Below are 19,143 nucleotides of genomic sequence, written 5' to 3'. Positions count from 1 at the left end.
ACGCCGACGTGCACATTGGGGGTGAGCCAGACGGAGTCGCCGGGCGCGAGGGTGCCGTGCGTCACGCCGTCCAGGCGGCGTACGACGGTGTCGGCGGTGTGCGGCGCGCTCTCCAGGACGGGTCCCACGACCGCGTGCGAGCCGTCGCCCGCGAGGCCGTAGGTGCCGGGGCGCAGCGAGGCCAGGTCCCGGGTGAGCGTGATCTGGCCGGCCGCGGTGCCGTGCACGGTGAGCCGGGGCTCGGTGGGCAGCGGCCGGCCGCCGGTCGCCTTCAGCGCGACATCACTGGCGAGCCGCCCGGCGGCCACGGAGGCCAGACCGGCGGCCACGACGGCGGTGACCGCGGCGGCGGTCGCTTTGAGGGGGCGCACGGCACCAGTGTCATGGGGGGTGCGGCGCCCGGCCAGCGGAGAGGCGGGGTGGAGTGAAGGAGGGAGATATCGGTATGAAAGGCGCAGAGCCGACGTCAGGTCGCGGATCGAGGAGCTGATCGGGGAGCTGATCGAGGAGTCGATCGGGAAGCTGCGGGACACGGGTCACCTCCGTTGGCCGTATCCCTTCAGGCGTTCCCCGACTTCGGCGAGTTGTGCCTCCGTCAGCAGAGACGGGGTCAGGCCCGGGACCGAGGAGGCGGTCAGCCAGAGGCGGCACATCCACTCCAGCTGGGCCGTGCGGTCGTACGCCTGGTCGAGGGTGGCGCCGTACGTGAGGGTGCCGTGGTTCCGCAGCAGGCACCCGGAGCGGTCGGCGAGGGCCCGGAGCATGTGCTCGGCCAGTTCGTCGGTGCCGTAGGCGGCGTACGGCGCGACGCGCACCGGTCCGCCGAGGGCGGCGGCCATGTAGTGGACCAGTGGCAGCTCGGTCACCAGCGTGGAGACCGCGGTGGCGTGCACGGCGTGGGTGTGGACGATCGCCCGGGCGTCGGTGGTGCGGTAGACGGCGAGATGCATGGGCAGCTCACTGGTCGGCACCAGCGTCCCGAGCACCTGACGGCCGGTGAGGTCCACGCCGGTGATGTCGTCCGGGGTGAGCCGGTCGTAGGGCACACCCGACGGGGTGACCAGCACCACGTCCCCGACGCGCGCGGAGACATTGCCGGAGGTGCCGACGACCAGTCCGTCGGCGACGCTCCGCCGCGCCGTCGCCACCACCGCCGCCCAGGACCGAGCCACTTCCTCGCGCACTTCTCCGCCCGTCTCCCGCAGCTTGGAGGTCATGCCCGCGATCCTGCCAGCCGCTTGTACACCCGGCGGCCGGTCGCCGCACTTCTGTCCGAACTCCCGCACCACCAAAAGGGTGCATATCGGGCCAAACGCTAAAAATCTCCACCGATTCGATGATCGCCCGCCCTTGAATGAGCCCTCCTTGCCCTCCTTGCCCTCCGGGCGACCTGGTCGTCCGTCACCCCCGGGGAGCCGGCCCATGGCCCGTGACCGCACCCACCTCCGCCGCCGCGCCGGTGCCCTCGCGGCGACCACGGCGGCCCTCGCCCTCACCTGCGCCGCCACCGCCGCGGCCGGCCCCCCGGACCGGATCGCGAGCCGGCCCAAGGGGCACGACGTGTCGTCCCACCAGAAGAAGGTGGACTGGCCGGCCGCGCAGGCCCGCGGGGCGCACTTCACCTACGTCAAGGCGACCGAGTCCACGAGCTACCGCAACCCCTACTTCCGCCGGCAGTACGACGGCGCCCGCGACGCGGGACTGATCCGCGGCGCCTACCACTTCGCGCTGCCGGACGAGTCCTCCGGCGCCGCGCAGGCCCGCTACTTCGTGGCGCACGGCGGGGGCTGGCGGGCCGACGGCTGGACGCTGCCGCCCGCGCTGGACATCGAGTACAACCCGTACAGCGCGAAGCACCCCTGCTACCGGCTGGGCTGGAAGCGCATGACGTCGTGGATCTGGTCGTTCAGCGACGAGATGGCGCGCGAGACCGGCCGCCGTCCCGTGATCTACACCACGGCCCAGTGGTGGAAGCAGTGCACCGGCGACAGCCATGCCTTCGCCTCCCGCCACCCCCTGTGGGTCGCCCGCCACGGCACCTCGGAGCCGGGCAGGCTGCCCGGCGGCTGGCAGTACTGGACCTTCTGGCAGTACGCCACCGCGGGCCGGCTGCCGGGTGACCAGAATCTCTTCAACGGCACCTCCAGCAGGCTGCGGACCTTCGCCGCGGGCTGGTGACCCAAGGGGCGTATGGGCACGTCCGGTTCGGGAAGCGGAAGCGGAGGCTCACACCCCCGATGCAGACACCCCTGTGCCCGCCTCAGTTCATCTTCCGTTCACCCAGGTTGCCTACGTTCATCCGGACAACGACCTCGAATGATTGTCTGGGTAAATGGAAAGCTTCTCGCTGATCCTCGCGATTGTGGTGGTTACCGCACTCGCGTTTGATTTCACGAACGGTTTCCACGACACCGCGAACGCGATGGCCACCACCATCTCCACCGGCGCGATGAAGCCGAAGCTCGCGGTAGCCATGTCCGCCACCCTCAACCTGGTGGGCGCCTTCCTCTCCGTGGAGGTCGCCAACACGATCTCCAAGGGACTCGTCGACGAGAGCGGCATCCGCCCCGAGGTCATCTTCGCCGCCCTGGTCGGCGCGATCCTCTGGAACCTGCTGACCTGGCTGGTGGGCCTGCCCTCCAGTTCCTCGCACGCCCTGATGGGCGGTCTGATCGGCGCCGCCGTCGCCTCCGCCGGCTTCGGCGCCGTGCACGGCGGTGTCCTGGTCACCAAGGTGCTGCTGCCCGCGGTCGCCGCGCCGGTCGTGGCGGGTGTCGCCGCCCTGGTGGCCACCCGGCTCTCCTACCAGGCCGGCACCAAGACCGAGGGCGAGGCCACCCGCAAGGGCTTCCGCGTCGGCCAGGTCGCCTCCGCCGCGCTGGTCTCCCTCGCGCACGGCACCAACGACGCGCAGAAGACGATGGGCGTCATCACCCTCGCGCTGATCGCGGGCGGCGCCATCGCCCCCGGCTCCAACCCTCCCACCTGGGTGATCCTCTCCGCGGGCCTGGCCATCGCGCTCGGCACCTACATCGGCGGCTGGCGCATCATCCGCACCATGGGCACCGGCCTGACCGATCTGGAGCCCCGTCAGGGCTTCGCCGCGCAGACCAGCGCCGCGACCGCCATCCTGGCCTCCTCCCACCTCGGCTTCTCCCTCTCCACCACGCACGTCGTCTCCGGCGCGGTGATGGGTTCGGGCCTCGGCCGCAAGGGCGGCGTGGTCCGCTGGTCCACCGCGACCCGGATGACCGTCGCCTGGGTGCTCACCCTGCCGGCCGCCGCGCTGGTCGGCGCGGGCGCCGAGGCCGTCACCGAACTCGGTGACTGGGGCACCGCCGCGGTCGCCGTCTTCCTGATCGCCGCGAGCGCCTGGATCTACAAGCTGTCCCGGCGCGAGGTCATCGACCACACCAATGTGGTCGCCGACCCGGCCACGGAGCCCTCCGGCGTGGTGACCACCGCCATCGCCGCGGTGAGCCCCCCGCCCGCGGGCGCGATCACCGAGGACCTGACAGCCACCATCCCGGCCCCCGCGCAGGTTCCGGCCGCCGAGACGCCGGCCCCCGCCACCACGGCCCCGCCGGCCGCCACCGTCTGACCCCGAGCCCGTTCACCAAGGAAGCATCCCCATGAAGATCGACTGGGCGTCCATCGGCTCCGTCTTCGGCGTCAGCCTCGCGTTCACCGTGGGCCTGGTGGTCCTGTTCACCCTCGGCATCAACGGCCTCGCCCGGCGCGAGAAGGCCGCGGCCGAGGGCGGCACCGCCACGCTCGCCGTCACCGGCGCCTACGTCTGCTTCGCGGCCTGCGCGGCGGCGGTGGCGTACGGCATCCTCCTGATCGTCTCCAAGTCCTGAGCCCGGGGCCCAGGTCCCGGCAGTTCCCGAAGGCTCCCCTGCGCCACCCGCGGCAGGGGAGCCTCTCGTGTGCCCGGCCACCCCTCGTGGTGTGGGAATCTGCACACTCCCGCAGGTCAACGGCAAGTTGACGGCCGTTCCGGGGGCGTGGTGGACTGCCCACGCCATCTACGGCAGCAGAAGAGGAAGCCGGTGCGAATCCGGCGCGGTCCCGCCACTGTCACCGGGGAAGAACCCCCGGGTAGCCAGGAACTCTCGCCGCCGGATCACGTCGAACCAGGGCGCGGACACCCTGAGTGAGGACACATCGCCATGCTCGGCTGCCGAAGGACCAGTACCAGGACCACTGTCGCGGTGACCACGGCCGACTGAGCCGATGGCCGCCGATCGCAGTTACGCGTACGGCGCCGCCGCCGGACTTCTCGGCGACCTCCTCCTCGGCGATCCCCGCCGCAGGCATCCGGTCGCCGCGTTCGGGCGCGCGGCCGCCGCTGTTGAGGGCGCGTTGTGGCACGACCACCGCGGCTGGGGCGCCCTGCACACCACCGTGTGCGCCGGTGGCGCCGTCGCGCTCGGCGCGCTGGCCGCCCGTGTCGTACGCCCCTGCCCCGCCGCCTCCGTCGCCCTGACCGCCGCGGCCGCCTGGGCCGTCGTCGGCGGCACCTCCCTCGCCCGCGAGGCGCAGGCCATTGGGACCGCCCTGACGGCCGGGGACATCGAGGCGGCCCGCGCCCGGCTGCCGCATCTGTGCGGCCGGGACCCGCAGGCACTGGACGCCGACGGGATCGCGCGGGCCGTGGTCGAGTCGGTCGCCGAGAACACCTCCGACGCGGTCGTGGGCGCCCTGGTGTGGGGCGCGGCCGCCGGAGTGCCGGGACTGCTGGGCTTCCGGGCCGTCAACACCCTGGACGCCATGGTGGGTCACAAGTCCCCCAGGCACCGCCGCTTTGGCTGGGCGTCCGCGCGCCTGGACGACGTGGCCGGCTGGCCGGGTGCCCGGCTGACCGCCGTCCTCGCCGCCGCGGCCGGACCCGATCCGCGCGGCGCCGTACGGGCGTGGCGCGCCGACGCCCGCCGCCATCCGAGCCCCAACGCCGGCCCCGTGGAGGCCTCCTTCGCGGGCGCCCTCGGCGTACGCCTGGGCGGCACCCTCTCCTACGGCGGCCGCGTCGAGCACCGCCCCGTGCTGAACGGCGCCACCGGACGGGCCGTACAGGTCCCCGACATCGGACGGGCCGTACGGCTCTCACGGCGCGTCGGCCTGCTCGCGCTCGGCACCACGGTCGCCGCGCGCCTCCTCGTCAACGGACTGAAGGGACGCGGGAAATGAACGGTGGTCTCCTCGTCGCCGGCACCACCTCCGACGCCGGCAAGAGCGTCGTGACGGCCGGGATCTGCCGGTGGCTGGTGCGCCAGGGCGTGAAGGTCGCGCCGTTCAAGGCGCAGAACATGTCCCTCAACTCCTTCGTCACCCGGGAGGGCGCCGAGATCGGGCGGGCCCAGGCCATGCAGGCCCAGGCGTGCCGGATCGAGCCGACCGCGCTGATGAACCCCGTGCTGCTCAAGCCGGGCGGCGAGCAGAGCAGCCAGGTGGTGCTGCTGGGCAAGCCGGTGGGCGAGATGAGCGCGCGCGGCTACCACGGCGGGCGCCAACAGCGGCTGCTCGGCACGGTCCTGGACTGCCTGACCGAGCTGCGCGGCCAGTACGACGCGGTGATCTGCGAGGGCGCGGGCAGCCCGGCCGAGATCAATCTGCGCCGCACCGACATCGTCAACATGGGGATCGCCCGCGGCGCCCGGCTGCCCGTGCTCGTCGTCGGCGACATCGACCGCGGCGGCGTCTTCGCCTCCTTCTTCGGCACCCTCGCTCTGCTCTCGCCCGAGGACCAGGAGCTGGTCGCCGGGTTCCTGGTGAACAAGTTCCGCGGCGATGTCTCGCTGCTGGAACCGGGCTTGGACATGCTCAAGGGCCTCACCGGGCGGCCGGCGTACGGCGTGCTGCCGTTCCGGCACGGCCTCGGGATCGACGAGGAGGACGGCCTGCGTGTCTCCCTGCGGGGCGCGGTGCGGGAGTCGGCCGTCGCTCCCCCGCGCGGCGCGGACGTGCTGCGCGTCGCCGTGTGCGCGATCCCGCTGATGTCCAACTTCACCGACGTGGACGCGCTCGCCGCCGAACCCGGCGTCGTGGTGCGGTTCGTGGACCGCCCGGAGGAGCTGGCCGACGCCGACCTGGTCGTCGTCCCCGGCACCCGGGGCACCGTCCGGGCGCTGAGGTGGCTGCGCGAACGCGGCCTCGCCGACGCGCTCGCCCGACGGGCCGCCGAACACCGGCCCGTGCTCGGCGTCTGCGGCGGCTTCCAGATCCTCGGCGAGCACATCGAGGACGACGTGGAGTCACGGGCCGGCGCTGTCCCCGGACTCGGACTGCTGCCCGTACGGGTGCGGTTCGCCCGCGAGAAGACCCTCACCCGCCCCACCGGCCGGGCCCTCGGCGAGCCGGTCGAGGGGTACGAGATCCACCACGGCGTCGCCGAAGTCACCGGCGGCGAAGCCTTCCTTGACGGCTGCCGGGTCGGCCAGACCTGGGGCACCCACTGGCACGGCTCACTGGAGTCGGACGGCTTCCGGCGGGCCTTTCTGCGCGAGGTGGCCGCCGCCGCGGGCCGCCGCTTCGTGCCCGCGCCGGACACCTCCTTCGCCGCGCTGCGCGAGGAGCAGCTCGACCGGCTCGGCGATCTGATCGAACAGCACGCGGACACGGACGCGCTGTGGCGGCTCATCGAGTCCGGCGCGCCGCAAGGACTGCCCTTCATCCCACCGGGAGCGCCCGCATGAGCACAGTGTTGTTGTTGTCCACCGCCGACACCGATCTGCTGGCGGCACGGGCCTGTGGCGCCGGTTATCTGATCGGCAACCCCACCCGGGTCGACGTCGCCGAGGAGCTGCCGCGGCTGCTGGCGGGCGCGGACCTCGCCGTCGTACGGCTGCTCGGCGGCAAGCGCGCCTGGGAGGACGGGCTGGCCGCGCTGAAGGCGTCCGGGGTGCCCGCGGTGCTGCTGGGCGGCGAGGCGGTGCCGGACGCGGAGCTGATGGCCGACTCGACCGTGCCCGCCGGAGTGGTGGCCGAGGCGCTGCGCTATCTGGTCGAGGGCGGCCCGGACAATCTGCGCGAGCTGTCCCGGTTCCTGTCCGACACCGTGCTGCTGACCGGCGAGGGCTTCGAGGAGCCGCGCCGGATGCCGGAGTTCGGGGTGCACGGCGGGTACGAGGTACAGGACGGCCGCCCGACCGTGGGCGTGCTCTTCTACCGGGCCCATGAACTCAGCGGCAACACCGCCTTCGTGGACACCCTGTGCACGGCGATCGAGGCGCAGGGCGCCAACGCCCTTCCGGTGTACTGCGGTTCGCTGCGCGGCGCGGACGCCGGGCTGTACGAGCTGCTGGGCCGGGCCGACGCACTGGTGGCCACCGTGCTCGCGGCGGGCGGCACGCATGCCTCGGAGGCGTCGGCGGGCGGCGACGAGGAGGCCTGGGACATCGGCGCGCTGGCCGACCTCGACATCCCGGTGCTGCAAGGTCTTTGCCTCACCTCCTCGCACACCGCCTGGGACGAGTCGGACGCCGCGCTCTCCCCCATGGACGCGGCGATGCAGGTCGCCATCCCGGAGTTCGACGGCCGGCTGATCACCGTGCCGTTCTCCTTCAAGGAGCAGGGCCCCGACGAGGTCCCGGTGTACGTCGCCGACCCCGAGCGGGCCGCCCGGGTGGCCGGGATCGCGGTGCGGCACGCCCGGCTCGGATACAAGCCGAACGCCGAGAAGCGTGTCGCGCTGGTCTTCACCGCCTACCCGACCAAGCACTCCCGGGTCGGCAACGCGGTCGGCCTGGACACGCCCGCCTCCGCCGTCCGGGTCCTGGACGCGCTCCGGGACGCCGGGTACTCCCTCAGCGAATACCCCGCCGAGGGCGACGAGTTGATCCACCGGCTGATCGAGGCCGGCGGCCACGACGTGGAGTGGCTGACCGAGGAGCAGCTGGCCGCCGCGCCCGCACGGGTGCCGCTGGCCGACTACCGGGCGTGGTTCGAGAAACTGGACCCGGAGCTGCGCGACGCGATGACCGAGGCGTGGGGCGAGCCGCCGGGCAACCTCTACGTGGACGGCGACGACATCGTGCTCGCCTCCCTCCAGTTCGGCAACGTGGTGGTGATGATCCAGCCGCCGCGCGGCTTCGGCGAGAACCCGATCGCGATCTACCACGACCCCGACATGCCGCCCTCCCACCACTACATGGCGGCCTACCGCTGGCTGGACCACAGCTTCGGCGCGGACGCCGTCGTGCACATGGGCAAGCACGGCACCATGGAGTGGCTGCCGGGCAAGGGCCTCGGCCTCTCCCGCGGCTGCGCGCCGGACGCGGTGCTCGGCGAACTCCCGCTGATCTACCCGTTCATCGTCAACGACCCCGGCGAGGGCACCCAGGCCAAGCGGCGCGGGCACGCCACGGTCGTGGACCACCTGGTGCCGCCGATGGCCCGCGCCGACACCTATGGCGACCTCGCCAAGCTGGAACAGCTGCTGGACGAGTACGCGCTCGTCTCCGACCTCGACCCGACGAAGGCGCCGGCCGTCCGCGCCCAGATCTGGACCCTGGTCAAGGCCGCCGAGCTGCACCACGACCTGCATGTGGACGAGCAGCCGGACGACGCCGCCTTTGACGAGTTCGTGATGCACATCGACGGCTATCTGTGCGAGATCAAGGACGTGCAGATCCGCGACGGTCTGCACATCCTGGGCGGCGGTCCGGTCGGCGAGCCCCGCGTCAACCTCGTCCTCGCCGTGCTGCGCGCCTCCCAGGTGTGGGGCGGGCAGGCGAACGCGCTGCCGGGCCTGCGGGCCGCCCTCGCCGAGCATTTCGGGCTGGTGGAGAAGGAGTTGCTGGCCGAGCCGGGCGCGCCGGTGAAGGTGCCCGTGGAGCTCACGGACCTGGTGGCGGGACCGGCACGGACGGCCGCCGACACGATCGATCTGCTGGAGCAGCTGTGCCGGCGGATCGCGGAGGGCATGGAGGCGCGGGACTGGGCGCGCGAGGCCGTACGGGAGGTCGTGCGCGAGGTGCTCGGCGGCGTCGAACTCCCGGACGCCATCGCGGTGTCGGAGTTCGCCTGCGACGAGGTCGTACCGCGGCTCGCACGCACCACGGACGAGATCGGGCACATCCTGCGGGCGCTGGACGGCGGTTACGTCCCGGCGGGGCCCTCCGGCTCACCGACCCGCGGCCTGGTGAACGTCCTGCCGACCGGCCGCAACTTCTACTCCGTCGACCCCAAGGCCATTCCGTCCCGGCTGAGTTGGGAGGTCGGACAGTCGCTCGCGGACTCGCTGGTGCAGCGGTATCTGGCCGACACCGGCGCGTACCCGAAGTCCGTCGGCCTGACGGTCTGGGGCACGTCCGCGATGCGCACCCAGGGCGACGACATCGCCGAGATCCTGGCGCTGCTGGGCTGCCGCCCGGTCTGGGACGACGCCTCGCGCCGGGTGACCGGCTTCGAGGTGATCCCCCTGGCCGAACTGGGGCGCCCCCGCATCGATGTCACGGTCCGCATCTCCGGCTTCTTCCGGGACGCGTTCCCGCATGTGGTCGGGCTGATCGACGACGCGGTGCGCGCGGTGGCGGCGCTGGCGGAGCCGGCCGAGTCCAACTATGTGCGGGCGCACGTGGAGGAGGACACCGCCGAGCACGGCGACCGGCGCCGCGCCACGGCCCGTATCTTCGGCTCCAAGCCGGGTGCGTACGGCGCGGGGCTGCTGCCGCTGATCGACGCGCGCAACTGGCGCTCCGACGCGGACCTCGCCGAGGTGTACGCGGTGTGGGGCGGTTACGCGTACGGCCGGGGCCTGGACGGGCGGGCGGCGCGCGGGGACATGGAGACGGCGTTCCGGCGGATCGCGGTGGCGGCGAAGAACGTCGACACCCGCGAGCACGACCTCGTCGACGCCGACGACTACTTCCAGTACCACGGCGGCATGGTCGCCATGGTGCGGCACCTGACGGGGGCCAACCCCGAGGCGTACGTGGGCGATTCGGCCGTGCCGGACCAGGTGAGGACGCGCACGCTGGGCGAGGAGACGCACCGGGTGTTCCGGGCGCGGGTGGTCAACCCGCGATGGATGGCGGCGATGCGCCGGCACGGGTACAAGGGCGCCTTCGAGATGGCGGCGACCGTGGACTACCTGTTCGGGTACGACGCCACGGCGGGCGTGGTCGACGACTGGATGTACGAGAAGCTGTCGGCCGAGTACGTCTTCGACCCGGAGAACCGGGACTTCATGAAGAAGTCCAACCCGTGGGCGCTGCGCGGCGTCACGGAGCGGCTGCTTGAGGCGGCGGACCGGGGCCTGTGGGCGGAGCCGGACGCGGAGACGCTGGAGCGGCTGCGCGCCACCTATCTGGAACTTGAGGGCGACTTGGAGGGCGACGACCAGTGACCACCCCCTTTCCTTTCACGGCCGTTGTCGGCCAGGACGATCTGCGGCTCGCGCTGCTGCTGAACGCCGTGTCCCCGGCCGTCGGCGGTGTGCTGGTGCGCGGCGAGAAGGGCACCGCGAAGAGCACCGCCGTGCGGGCCCTGTCGGCGCTGCTGCCCGCGGTGGCCGTGGTGCCCGGGTGCCGGTTCTCCTGTGATCCGGGGGCGCCGGACCCGGGGTGCCCGGACGGGCCGCACGAGGCGGGTCCGGGCGGTGAACGGGCCGCGCGGATGGTCGAGTTGCCCGTCGGCGCCTCGGAGGACCGGCTGGTCGGCGCGCTGGACATCGAGCGGGCGCTCGCGGAGGGCGTGAAGGCGTTCGAGCCGGGCCTGCTGGCCGACGCGCACCGCGGGATCCTGTACGTGGACGAGGTCAATCTGCTCCACGACCACCTGGTCGACCTGCTGCTGGACGCGGCGGCGATGGGCGCCTCGTACGTGGAGCGCGAGGGCGTCTCCGTGCGGCACGCCTCGAAGTTCCTGCTCGTCGGGACCATGAACCCGGAGGAGGGCGAGCTGCGCCCGCAGCTGCTCGACCGGTTCGGGCTGACCGTGGAGGTCGCGGCCTCGCGGGAGCCGGACCAGCGGGTGGAGGTCGTACGACGGCGCCTCGCGTACGACGACGACCCCGCCGCCTTCGCCGCGCGCTGGGCCGGCGAGGAGGCCGCCGTACGGCAACGGGTCGTCGCGGCCCGGGAGTTGCTGCCCCAGGTGCGCCTGGGCGACGCGGCGCTGCGGCAGATCGCGGCGACCTGCGCGGCCTTCGAGGTGGACGGCATGCGCGCCGACATCGTGATGGCGCGCACGGCGACCGCGCTGGCGGCGTGGGCCGGGCGGACGGACGTACTCGCCGAGGACGTACGGCAGGCGGCGCTGCTCGCGCTGCCGCACCGCAGGCGGCGCAACCCCTTCGACGCGCCGGGCCTGGACGAGGACAAGCTGGACGAGACGCTGGAGCAGTCCGCCGGCCAGGACGGGGACGGCGACGACGATCCCGACGGTCCCGGTGGCGGCGGGCAGCCGGCGCCCGAGTCCGGTCCCGAGGGCGGCGGGGACAGCGCCGCGCGCCCGGAGGCCGGTGAGGGCGGGGAGCCGGGGCCCGCCGGTGCCGGTGCGGGCGAGCAGGCCCCGGTGCGGGCGGCCGAGCCGTTCCGTACGAAGGTGCTCAGCGTGCCCGGGATCGGGGAGGGCGCCGCCGGGCGGCGTTCGCGGGCCCGCACCGAGCACGGGCGGACCACGGGGGCGCGGCGGCCGCAGGGCGCCCTGACCAAGCTGCACCTGGCGGCGACCGTGCAGGCGGCGGCGCCGTATCAGCGGGCGCGCGGCCGGTCCGGGCCCGGTCTGGTGATCCGCCGGGACGATCTGCGGCAGGCGAGCCGGGAGGGCCGCGAGGGCAATCTCGTGCTGTTCGTGGTGGACGCCTCGGGGTCGATGGCGGCCCGGCAGCGGATGGGCGCGGTGAAGGGCGCCGTGCTGTCGCTGCTGCTGGACGCCTATCAGCGGCGGGACAAGGTGGGTCTGGTGACCTTCCGGGGCTCGGGCGCGGACGTGGCGCTGCCGCCGACGTCCTCGGTGGACGCGGCGGCCGTACGGCTGGAGTCGCTGCCGACGGGTGGCCGTACCCCGCTCGCGGCCGGGCTGCTCAAGGCGCACGAGGTGCTGCGGGTGGAGCGGCTGCGGGATCCGGCGCGGCGGGCGCTGCTGGTCGTCGTGACCGACGGCCGGGCGACGGGCGGCCCTGAGCCGGTGGCGCTCGCGGGGCGGGCGGCGCGGCTGTTCGCGGCCGAGCAGGTCGCCTCGGTGGTGGTGGACTGCGAGTCGGGGCCGGTGCGGCTCGGGCTCGCCGGGCAGCTCGCGGGTGAACTCGCGGGTACGGCCGTCACGTTGGACGAGCTGCGGGCGGACTCCATCGCCGGGCTTGTGCGGGATGTGCAGGGGACGTCGAGGAGGGCCGCGTAATGCCGCAGGGACAGCCGAGTGTCGTACCGGACGACGGACTGACGACCCGTCAGCGGCGCAACCGGCCGCTGGTGGTGGTGCACACGGGCGTCGGCAAGGGGAAGTCGACCGCCGCGTTCGGGCTGGCGCTGCGGGCCTGGAACCAGGGGTGGCCCATCGGGGTGTTCCAGTTCGTCAAGTCCGCGAAGTGGAAGGTCGGCGAGGAGAACGCGCTGCGCGTGCTCGGCGCCTCCGGTGAGGGCGGGCGCGTGGACTGGCACAAGATGGGCGAGGGCTGGTCCTGGGTGCAGCGGGACGCGCAGATGGACAACGAGGAGAAGGCGCGGGAGGGCTGGGAGCAGGTCAAGCGGGATCTGGCGGCGGAGACGTACCGGTTCTACGTCCTCGACGAGTTCGCGTACCCGATGCACTGGGGGTGGGTGGACACCGACGAGGTCGTGGAGGTGCTGCGGGGCCGTCCCGGTACCCAGCATGTGGTGATCACCGGGCGGAACGCGCCGGCCGCGCTGGTGGACTTCGCGGATCTGGTGACCGACATGTCCAAGGTCAAGCACCCCATGGACGTGGGGCAGAAGGGCCAGAAGGGTATCGAGTGGTGACACCGTCGACGCCTCGGCTGGTCGTGGCCGCGCCCTCCTCGGGCAGCGGCAAGACCACCGTGGCCACGGGGCTGATGGCCGCGTTCGCCGCGCGGGGGCTCGCCGTGTCCCCGCACAAGGTCGGCCCGGACTACATCGATCCCGGGTATCACGCGCTCGCGACCGGGCGGACGGGGCGGAACCTGGACGCGTATCTGTGCGGTCCTGAGCTGGTCGCTCCGCTGTTCCTGCACGGGGCGCGGGGGTGTGACATCGCCGTGGTCGAGGGTGTGATGGGGCTGTACGACGGGGCGGCCGGGGAGGGTGAGCTGGCGTCCACCGCGCAGGTGGCGAAGCTGCTGGGGGCGCCGGTGGTGCTGGTGGTGGACGCGTCCGCGCAGTCGCGGTCGGTGGCTGCGCTGGTGCACGGGTTCGTGTCGTGGGATCCGCAGGTGCGGGTCGGGGGCGTGATCCTGAACAAGGTGGGGTCCGCGCGGCACGAGGAGCTGCTGCGGGAGGCGCTGGAGTCCGTGGGGGTGCCGGTGCTGGGCGCGCTGCGGCGGGCGCGGCCGGTGGAGACGCCGTCCCGGCATCTGGGACTGGTGCCGGTCGCCGAGCGGCGGGCGCTCGCGGTGTCCGCCGTCTCGGAGATGGCGGAGCTGGTGTCCCGCGGGTGCGACCTGCCCGCGCTGGAGGCGTTGGCCCGTACCGCGGGTGCCGTCCCGGGAGGCGCCGCCCCCTGGACCCCCGACCTCTCGCCCACCCACGACGACCCGTCGGCGTCCGTCGAAGGACCGAGGCCCCGTATCGCCGTCGCCGGCGGTCCCGCCTTCACCTTCTCCTACGCCGAGCACACCGAACTCCTCACCGCCGCCGGAGCCGAGGTCGTCACCTTCGATCCGCTTCGTGACGAGGAACTGCCCGAGGGCACCGCCGGGTTGGTCATCGGGGGCGGGTTCCCCGAGGTGTACGCGGCCGAGCTGTCCGCGAACGAGCCGCTGCGCAAGGCCGTGGCCGAACTGGCTCTGTCCGGCGCGCCGGTGGCCGCAGAGTGCGCCGGACTGCTGTACCTGTGCCGGGAGTTGGACGGCAGTCCCATGTGCGGCGTGCTGGACGCCACCGCGCGGATGACGCAGCGGCTCACGCTCGGGTACCGGGACGCCGTGGCCGTCGGGGACAGTGTGCTGGCCGCCGCCGGGGCGCGGATGCGGGGGCACGAGTTCCATCGCACCGTGGTCGAGCCGGGGGCCGGTGCCGCGCCCGCCTGGGGCATCCGGGGCCGGGAGCGGCGGGTCGAGGGTTTTGTACAGCGGGGCGTGCACGCGAGCTATCTGCACACGCACTGGGCGTCCGAGCCCGGTGTCGCCCGTCGGTTCGTGGAGAGGTGCCGGACGTCATGAGCAGCAGGCTGATCGGTGTCGGGGTCGGCCCCGGGGACCCGGAGCTGGTGACCGTGAAGGGGGTCAACGCGCTGCGGGCGGCCGACGTGGTCGTCGTCCCCGTGATGGACAGCGGTGAGCGCGGACGGGCCGAGGCGACCGTGGCGCACTATGTGTCCGCGGAGAAGATCGTCCGCGTGGTGTTCGCGCTGAACGAGCGGTCCGACCGGGCGCGCCGGGAGGCCGCCTGGGACGCGGCGGGCGCGCGGGTCGCGGGGCTGCTGGGGCGGCACGGCTCGGTCGCGTTCGCCACCATCGGCGACCCGAACGTGTACTCGACGTTCACGTATCTCGCGCAGACCATCGCCGAGCTGGTGCCCGGGGTGGTCGTGGAGACCGTGCCGGGGATCACCGCGATGCAGGATCTCGCGGCGCGCTCGGGTGCCGTGCTGACCGAGGGCACCGAGCCGCTGACGTTGGTGCCGGTGACGGCGGGCGCGGCGGTGCTGGAGGAGGCGCTGGCCGGTCCAGGGACGGTCGTGGCGTACAAGTTCGGGCGGCAGGCCGCCGAGGTCGCCGGGGCGCTGGCGCGGGCCGGGCGGCTGGACGACGCAGTGTGGGGCTCGGCGCTGGGGCTGCCGGAGGAGTCGGTGCGGCCCGCGGCGGAGCTGGACGGCTCCCCGCTGCCGTATCTGTCGACGCTGATCGCGCCGCCGCGGCGGGACGGCGGGCGGGGCGGGAAGCTGTGAGCGGTGCCCGGCGCCCTGCGTGGTCAGCCGGAGATGCCGACCACCAGCCAGATGAACGCGGCCCCGGCCACCGTGCACAGCAGGGTGGAGCGGGCGGGGTGCTCATGGTGGGCCTCGGGCAGGATCTCGGCGGCGGCGAGGTAGAGCAGGACGCCGCCGAAGAGGCCGAGATAGCCGCCGAGCACCGGTTCGGGGATGTGGAAGAAGACGGTCGACAGCGCGCCCACCAGGGGTGCGCAGGCATCCGCGACCAGCATTCCGATGGCGCGGCGGCGGGCGTTGCCGTACAGGCTGGTGATGGTGAAGGTGTTGAAGCCGTCGGCGAAGTCATGGGCGATCACGGCGAGCGCGACGGCCGTGGCCATGCCGCTGCCGACCTGGAAGGCGGCGCCGATGGCGACGCCGTCCATGGCGCTGTGGCCCACCATGGCGCCGGCCGCGGTGAGGCCCACCTCGGGCGCCCGGTGGTGGTCGTGCTCGTCCCCGCCGTGGGCGGCCTGGCGCGCGGCGAGGGTGCGTTCCACGAGATGGGCCAGCAGGAATCCGGCCACGAACAGCAGCAGGGCCGCGGGGACGCCGAAGATCTCGCGGTCGGCGGCGCGCAGCGCCTCCGGCAGCAGGTCGAGGCCGACCACGCCCAACATCAGACCGCCGGCGAGTCCCAGGACGAGATGCCGACGGTCGGTCACTCGCTGAGCCGTCCAGCCGCCGGCCAGCGTCATCAGGAACGCGCCGAGCGCGACGAAGACCGCCATAGGCACTTGCTATCCGATGAAGGCGCCTTCGCGCACATCGGGCGCCTCACATATCTCCTCGCATCCTGACATTTCACCCCGCTACTGCCGTGTGCTTTCCGTACGAGAGGACTTTTCCGATGGCCGACGCCGTCCCGGACGCCGCTGCCGGCGCCACCGCCGAAACCGCCGCCGAGACCGCCGCCGCCACCCCCCTGGGTGACGGTGGCGGAAAAGTGACCTTCGTCGGAGCGGGTCCCGGCGCCGCCGATCTGCTGACCTTCCGGGCCGCGCGGGCGATCGCCGAGGCGGACGTGGTGATCTGGGCGGCGAGCCTGGTGCAGGCGGAGGTGCTGGAGCACGCGCGCGCGGACGCGGAGGTGCTGGACTCGGCGGCCATGTCCCTGGAGCAGGTCGTCGCGGTCTACGCGCGGGCGCGCGCCGAGGGCCTGAAGGTGGCGCGGATCCACTCCGGCGATCCGGCGCTGTGGGGCGGCACCCAGGAGCAGCTGGACCGGTGCGCGGAGCTGGGCATCGACACCGAGGTGGTGCCCGGGGTGTCGTCGTTCTCCGCGGTGGCCGCCCTCGCCCGGCGCGAGCTGACGATCCCCGAGGTCGCGCAGTCCGTCGTCCTCACCCGGCTCGGCGGCGGCAAGACGCCGATGCCGCCCGGCGAGGAGGTGCGCGAGTTCGCCCGGCACGGCACCACGATGGCGCTCTTCCTGTCGGCGGCGCGCAGCGGTCAGCTGGTGCGGGAGCTGCTGGAGGGCGGCTACCCGACGTCCACGCCGGTGATCGTCGCCTACCAGGCGACCTGGCCGGAGGAGCTGATCGTGCGGTGCACGATCGGCACCCTGGAGGAGACGGTCAAGGAGCACAAGCTGTGGAAGCACACGCTGTTCCTGGTCGGCCCCGCGCTGGCGGCGCGGGGCACCCGCTCGCACCTCTACCACCCCGGGCACTTCCACGGCTTCCGCAAGGCCGACCCGGGGGCCCGGCGGGCGCTGCGCGAGCGGGGGGCGGGCAGTTGATCACGGTCGTCGGCACGGGGACGGGGGCACCGCTTGCCGAGGACGTCGCGGCGGGCGCCGCGCTCGTCATCGGCGGGCGGCGGCACCTGGACGCGGTACGGCTGCCCGCCGGGGCCGAGCGGATCGTACTCGGCCCGCTGGCGCCCGCCCTGGACGCCATCGCCGGGTATGTCGCCAAGGAGCTGCCGGTGCTTGTGCTGGCCTCCGGGGACCCCGGTTTCTTCGGGATCGTGCGGGCGCTCGCCGAGCGCTTCGGCCCCGAGCACCTCGCGGTACGGCCCGGGGTCTCCTCGGTGGCCACCGCGTTCGCCCGGCTGGGGCTGCCCTGGGACGACGCGCTCGTGGTCAGCGCGCACGGCAGGGACCTGCGCACCGCCGTGCACGTCTGCCGCGCGCATCCGAAGGTCGCCGTCCTCACCGGACCGGGCGCGGGCCCCGCCGAACTGGGCGCCGCGCTCGCCGGCCGCGACCGGACCCTCGTGGTGGCCACCGCGCTGGGCGACCCGGAGCGGGAGCGGGTGGAGCGGGTGACGCCCGCGCAGGCAGCGGCACGGGACTGGGGTACGGCGGTCAGTGTGGTGCTGTGCCTGGCCGAGCCCTCGGCGCCCGGCCCGCCGCGCACCGTCGCCGGGGTACCCGCGGGTCCGGCCCGCTGGGCCCTGGCGGAGGCCGAGTTCGCCCATCGCGACTCGATGATCACCAAGTTCGAGGTGCGCGCGCTGGCGCTGGCCCGGCTCGGGCCGCGGCTCGGGGATCTGGTGTGGGACGTCGGTGCCGGGTCCGGGTCGGTCGCGGTGGAGTGCGCGCGGCTCGGCGCGGCCGTCGTCGCGGTCGAGAAGGCCGCGGACGGGGTGGACCGGATCCGGGAGAACGCCCGCGCCCATGGCGTCGAGGTGGAGGTCGTGCACGGCACCGCGCCCGAGGCGCTGGCCGCGCTGGCCGACGATCCGGACGCCGTGTTCATCGGGGGCGGGGGGCGCGAGCTGCCCGCCGTGATCCGGGCGTGCGCGCTGCGGGCGCGCCGGTCCGTGGTGGTGGCCATGGCCGCCCTGGACCGGGTGCCCGCGGCCCGCGCGGCGCTGACCGACGCCGGGTTCGGCTGCGAGGGCGTGCTGCTCCAGTCCTCGCGGCTTGCCCCGCTGCCGGGTGACGTGACCCGGCTCGCGGCCACCAACCCGGTGTTTCTGCTCTGGGGCGTCAGAACCCCCTTTCCCATCGAAGGAGTTGACCAGTGATCGGCCTGATTTCCGCCACCGCGGCGGGGGCGGCGGCACGGGACCGGCTGGCCGCGGCCTGGCCGGACCGCACCCGGGTGTACGAGGGCCCGGTCGGGGAGGCGGTGCGGTCCGCGTTCGCCGAGTGCGGGCAGCTGGTGTGCTTCCTGGCGACGGGCGCGACGGTACGACTGCTCGCGCCGCTGCTCGCCGGCAAGGCGGCCGACCCCGGTGTGGTCTGCGTGGACGAGGGCGGCCGGTTCGCGGTGTCGCTGGTCGGCGGACATGGCGGCGGCGCCAATGAACTCGCGCGGGAAGTGGGTGAGTTGCTCGGTGCCGAGCCGGTGGTGACCACCGCCACGGACGCCGTGGGACTGGCCGGTCTCGACACGCTCGGGCTGCCCTGCGAGGGCGCGGTCGCCGCCGTGTCCCGGGCCCTGCTGGACGGCGAACCGGTCGCGCTCGATGCCGAGTTGCCCTGGCCGCTGCCGCCGCTGCCGGTGTCGCCGCGGGGGTCGTACACGATCCGGCTCACCGACCGGGACGTCGAACCCGGCCCGCGGGAAGTGCTGTTGCGGCCGCCGTCCCTCGTCGTCGGAGTCGGCGCGTCCAGGGGCGCCCCGGTGGACGAGGTGCTCGGGCTGATCCAGGAGACGCTGCGGGAGGCGGGGCTGTCCCCGCGGTCCGTCGCCGAACTCGCCACCGTGGACGCCAAGTCCAAGGAGCCGGGCATCCTGGGCGCCGCCGGGCGGCTGGGTGTGCCCGTGGTGACGTACTCCGCCGAGGAGCTGGCCGCGGTCGAGGTGCCCAACCCCTCCGCCGCGCCGCTCGCGGCCGTCGGCACCCCGTCGGTCGCCGAGGCGGCCGCGCTGCTCGGCGGCGGTGAACTCCTCGTCCCCAAGCGGAAGTCGGACGCCTCTCCGGCGATGGCGACCTGTGCCGTGGTGCGCAGGCCCGGACGCGGGCGGCTCGCGGTGGTCGGGCTCGGACCCGGCGCCCGGGATCTGCTCACCCCGCGTGCGACGGCCGAGCTGCGCCGGGCCTCGGTGCTGGTCGGGCTCGACCAGTACGTGGACCAGATCCGCGATCTGCTGCGGCCCGGCACCCGGGTGC

The 19,143-nt window shown here is 73.9% G+C and carries 15 protein-coding genes, 1 pseudogene and 1 riboswitch; of the genes and pseudogenes, 13 read left to right on the top strand and 3 right to left on the bottom strand.

Going from position 1 to position 19,143, the window contains the following annotated elements:
• Positions 1 to 371, bottom strand: a pseudogene (locus tag CCN72_RS09245) (hypothetical protein); the annotation flags it as partial.
• Between the two features lie 165 nt (positions 372 to 536).
• The gene (locus CCN72_RS09240; RefSeq protein ID WP_086807085.1) at positions 537 to 1,217 is read right to left on the bottom strand and encodes a class II aldolase/adducin family protein; all 681 of its coding nucleotides are present in this window, start codon (positions 1,215 to 1,217) and stop codon (positions 537 to 539) included.
• 205 nt (positions 1,218 to 1,422) lie between these two features.
• Between CCN72_RS09240 and CCN72_RS09235 the strand changes: the two genes are divergently transcribed.
• The 10 genes from CCN72_RS09235 (at position 1,423) to cobI (ending at position 15,051) form a co-directional block, all read left to right on the top strand.
• Positions 1,423 to 2,178 carry a lysozyme gene (locus CCN72_RS09235; protein WP_086807084.1) on the top strand — a complete coding sequence of 252 codons (756 nt, stop codon included), beginning with the start codon at positions 1,423 to 1,425 and terminating at the stop codon, positions 2,176 to 2,178.
• 154 nt (positions 2,179 to 2,332) lie between these two features.
• The gene (locus CCN72_RS09230; protein WP_086807083.1) at positions 2,333 to 3,601 is read left to right on the top strand and encodes an inorganic phosphate transporter; all 1,269 of its coding nucleotides are present in this window, start codon (positions 2,333 to 2,335) and stop codon (positions 3,599 to 3,601) included.
• A gap of 31 nt (positions 3,602 to 3,632) precedes the next feature.
• On the top strand, positions 3,633 to 3,860 hold the full coding sequence (locus CCN72_RS09225) for a hypothetical protein (protein ID WP_037656658.1): 228 nt from the start codon (positions 3,633 to 3,635) through the stop codon (positions 3,858 to 3,860).
• Between the two features lie 134 nt (positions 3,861 to 3,994).
• Positions 3,995 to 4,137: riboswitch (cobalamin riboswitch) on the top strand.
• Positions 4,138 to 4,236: 99 nt separating this feature from the next.
• Entirely contained in the window at positions 4,237 to 5,190 is a 954-nt protein-coding gene (locus tag CCN72_RS09220) for a cobalamin biosynthesis protein (protein ID WP_086807082.1), read from the top strand.
• Positions 5,187 to 6,695 carry a cobyric acid synthase gene (locus CCN72_RS09215; protein WP_086807081.1) on the top strand — a complete coding sequence of 503 codons (1,509 nt, stop codon included), beginning with the start codon at positions 5,187 to 5,189 and terminating at the stop codon, positions 6,693 to 6,695. Before CCN72_RS09220 ends, CCN72_RS09215 begins: the two co-directional genes overlap by 4 nt.
• The gene (gene cobN, locus CCN72_RS09210; RefSeq protein ID WP_086807080.1) at positions 6,692 to 10,348 is read left to right on the top strand and encodes a cobaltochelatase subunit CobN; all 3,657 of its coding nucleotides are present in this window, start codon (positions 6,692 to 6,694) and stop codon (positions 10,346 to 10,348) included. Before CCN72_RS09215 ends, cobN begins: the two co-directional genes overlap by 4 nt.
• On the top strand, positions 10,345 to 12,345 hold the full coding sequence (locus tag CCN72_RS09205) for a putative cobaltochelatase (RefSeq protein WP_086807079.1): 2,001 nt from the start codon (positions 10,345 to 10,347) through the stop codon (positions 12,343 to 12,345). The genes cobN and CCN72_RS09205 overlap by 4 nt, the downstream gene beginning before the upstream one ends.
• Positions 12,345 to 12,944 carry a cob(I)yrinic acid a,c-diamide adenosyltransferase gene (gene cobO, locus CCN72_RS09200; protein ID WP_037656663.1) on the top strand — a complete coding sequence of 200 codons (600 nt, stop codon included), beginning with the start codon at positions 12,345 to 12,347 and terminating at the stop codon, positions 12,942 to 12,944. Before CCN72_RS09205 ends, cobO begins: the two co-directional genes overlap by 1 nt.
• On the top strand, positions 12,938 to 14,323 hold the full coding sequence (locus CCN72_RS09195) for a cobyrinic acid a,c-diamide synthase CobB (protein WP_208637953.1): 1,386 nt from the start codon (positions 12,938 to 12,940) through the stop codon (positions 14,321 to 14,323). The genes cobO and CCN72_RS09195 overlap by 7 nt, the downstream gene beginning before the upstream one ends.
• A complete protein-coding gene (gene cobI / locus CCN72_RS09190) occupies positions 14,320 to 15,051 on the top strand; it encodes a precorrin-2 C(20)-methyltransferase (RefSeq protein ID WP_086807088.1) in 732 nt (243 codons plus the stop codon). Before CCN72_RS09195 ends, cobI begins: the two co-directional genes overlap by 4 nt.
• A gap of 23 nt (positions 15,052 to 15,074) precedes the next feature.
• Here cobI and CCN72_RS09185 read toward each other — a convergent pair whose 3' ends face one another.
• Positions 15,075 to 15,806, bottom strand: a complete 732-nt coding sequence (locus CCN72_RS09185) for a ZIP family metal transporter (RefSeq protein WP_086807078.1) — start codon at positions 15,804 to 15,806, stop codon at positions 15,075 to 15,077.
• Between the two features lie 119 nt (positions 15,807 to 15,925).
• On the opposite strand from CCN72_RS09185, the gene cobM reads away from it, so the two are divergent.
• From cobM to CCN72_RS09170, 3 genes are all read left to right on the top strand, one after another.
• On the top strand, positions 15,926 to 16,816 hold the full coding sequence (cobM, locus tag CCN72_RS09180) for a precorrin-4 C(11)-methyltransferase (protein ID WP_237553295.1): 891 nt from the start codon (positions 15,926 to 15,928) through the stop codon (positions 16,814 to 16,816).
• Positions 16,813 to 18,051: a precorrin-6y C5,15-methyltransferase (decarboxylating) subunit CbiE gene (cbiE, locus tag CCN72_RS09175; protein WP_086807077.1), complete on the top strand. Its 1,239-nt coding sequence runs from the start codon at positions 16,813 to 16,815 to the stop codon at positions 18,049 to 18,051. The genes cobM and cbiE overlap by 4 nt, the downstream gene beginning before the upstream one ends.
• A partial coding sequence (locus CCN72_RS09170; RefSeq protein ID WP_208637952.1) for a bifunctional cobalt-precorrin 5A hydrolase/precorrin-3B C(17)-methyltransferase occupies positions 18,048 to 19,143 on the top strand: 1,096 nt, incomplete at its 3' end. The genes cbiE and CCN72_RS09170, both read left to right, overlap by 4 nt.

The sequence above is a fragment of the Streptomyces murinus genome (genome assembly GCF_002154555.1).
GTDB lineage: Bacteria > Actinomycetota > Actinomycetes > Streptomycetales > Streptomycetaceae > Streptomyces > Streptomyces murinus.
This window is presented reverse-complemented; position numbering and strand designations above follow the sequence as displayed.